The following is a 2,207-nucleotide window of genomic DNA, read 5'->3' as shown; positions in this document are numbered from 1 at the left end:
ATTAAGGGGCATTAAGGTGGGATATGAAAGGGAGGAAAAAAGTAGGTGAAGAATACCGTTGTTTTTTACTTACTTTACTACTTAATTATTTTCTTAAAAATAACTTCCTTATCCGTTGTAAAGCCAATAAAAAAATATTAGTTATTTGATTATCAATGTCTTTTAATTTGATTTTTGAAGTAAGAATTTCCTCATTGGTTGTTAAAAAGTAAGTCCGATTGTGAATAAGTTTCACTTTCATTTACCATTTAGATTTGTAAAATTTGTATTATTAATACTTTAAGTAAAATAATTTAATTTAAAACTAAACCCATATGGAAATCCTCACTAATCCATTACGTAAAAAGAATTATTATGATCAAAGAAGATGTAAACACCGGACCGTCGGAGACTAGTGCTTCCAATGTCCGACAGAAAAAAAAAGCGACTAAAATGAAAAAGAAAGAGAAAAAGAAAAGCCGCAAAATCAATAAGGACATGTGGTTAGACAATGTTGATGTCATGGAAATTTTAAAAATTAGTGAAAGTACTTTGGCTCGTCGACGAAAATCAGGACTAATCCCCTACTCTGAACTAGGTGGAAAGTTTTATTATCCTCGTGAGTTTTTTGAAAAAAGTATGGTTGCAAAAATGAAGAATAAGCATTTGATTGAAAAAAAATAGGCCCCCACACCTACTGATTATGCTCTTTTTCAACTTGAGTACTCCTCTTTTGTTAGGAATGTCTTCCTGACCCTACTTGTTATCTTCTAATTTTACTATAGCAATTGTTTTTCGATGCCCTCGCGTTCGAAGTGTATTTTATTTCCTTCTTAATTGGCAGCAAAATCGCCTTCTTTTAGGGTTTTCTTCCATATTAATGGCACATTTGTTCGGAAAACACCCCCCTTTTCCGAAGCTCGTTCGAACAAATACAGAACAAATATCGAACAAAACCCCTCTAAAAATGAATAAAAACGTCATTTCGCCTCAACGGTAGGCAAATGCAGTCAAAAGTGGTCATCGGTCACCATTTGACGTCAAATCCAGTCAAATGTCGTCAAATGCCGTCAAAACCCTTCAACCATTGTCAAGGGTTATCAATCGTTTTCATTACTTATCAATTCGAAATATTTCCATTCAATTTCGTCAATTTACACTCATTCAAATGCAAGTAGGTGCAAAGTCCGTCAACGGTTTCCAAAAGCTATTAATTTTAGTCAAACCCTTATAAATCAAGTCACTACGTTGTAATTTTGTCGAACGAATGTTTTCCTTTTCTATCTTTGAACCGTTGAATGAGCAGTGCACGGCGAAGCAACAAAGTCAATAATTGTTAAACCCTAAAAAAATTAATTATGGGAACATACAACAAGGGCATATTAGGTGCCTTTTATGGAAAGGTTGGAACTGTAGTCGGTTCAACCTGGCGAGGAAAAGACGTGATGCGAAGTTTACCTCGTCGATCAAATCGAGCAGCGTCGTTGCTCCAACAACAACAGCGTGACAAGTTCACGTTAGTCACTAATTTCCTTTTACCGATTTCGACTATTCCGGGGCGGTATTTTGGAGCAAAAGGTGGGTTAAAGACCCAGCGGAACCAGGCGATGTCTTACTTGATGAAGCAAGCCGCCTTACACAACGGCACAGAAGCCTATTGGGATTTCCCAAAGATTCTGTTGACCCGTGGCGATTTATTGGGCTTAGCCACCCTTACGGCTACACCGGACACCAACCAAGCGGTAACGGTGAACTGGGTGAACAACAGCGGACAAGGCAATGCCGATGCTACGGATACCGTTTTGGCGGTTGCGTATGAAGAAACCTCCGGATTGATTTGGTCGGCTGAGCTAATTGCCACCCGCGACACGGAAACGGTGACCTTACCACTTCCCACCTACTGGAGTGGTTTGGCGGTACATGTTTGGATAGCAGTGGTTGCCGCAGACGGCAAGAAATATGCCACCAGCCAGTACCTGAACACCATTACGTTGGATTAATGGGTTGGGGTACGAACCCTTTCTCCTCAAATCACTGTGTATGGTACCTACATAGGTAAAAACAATATTCTAGATTGGTTGTTTTTTTCCCTTGCTATGGCAGGGGATTTTTTTTTTGGAGTGGCTGAGGGGCTAAGGTACTAAGGTTTGGTTCGCGGTTATTTTGTTTTCAGTTGTGGGTTGGCGGATGATGAAGGTTGATTTTTTTGGTGCACAACGTTTCTCAAA

Annotated in this window: 2 protein-coding genes; both read left to right on the top strand. The window is 39.1% G+C overall.

Annotated elements, in window-relative coordinates; translation table 11 throughout:
- The first annotated feature begins 354 nt into the window (after window positions 1-354).
- Window positions 355-663, top strand: a complete 309-nt coding sequence (locus H601_RS15925; protein WP_035656152.1) for a helix-turn-helix domain-containing protein — start codon at window positions 355-357, stop codon at window positions 661-663.
- Between the two features lie 674 nt (window positions 664-1,337).
- A complete protein-coding gene (locus H601_RS15920) occupies window positions 1,338-1,979 on the top strand; it encodes a DUF6266 family protein (RefSeq protein ID WP_051220780.1) in 642 nt (213 codons plus the stop codon).
- The last annotated feature ends 228 nt before the right edge of the window (window positions 1,980-2,207 follow it).

Source organism: Flavobacterium filum DSM 17961 (genome assembly GCF_000425465.1).
Classification (GTDB): domain Bacteria; phylum Bacteroidota; class Bacteroidia; order Flavobacteriales; family Flavobacteriaceae; genus Flavobacterium; species Flavobacterium filum.
This window is presented reverse-complemented; position numbering and strand designations above follow the sequence as displayed.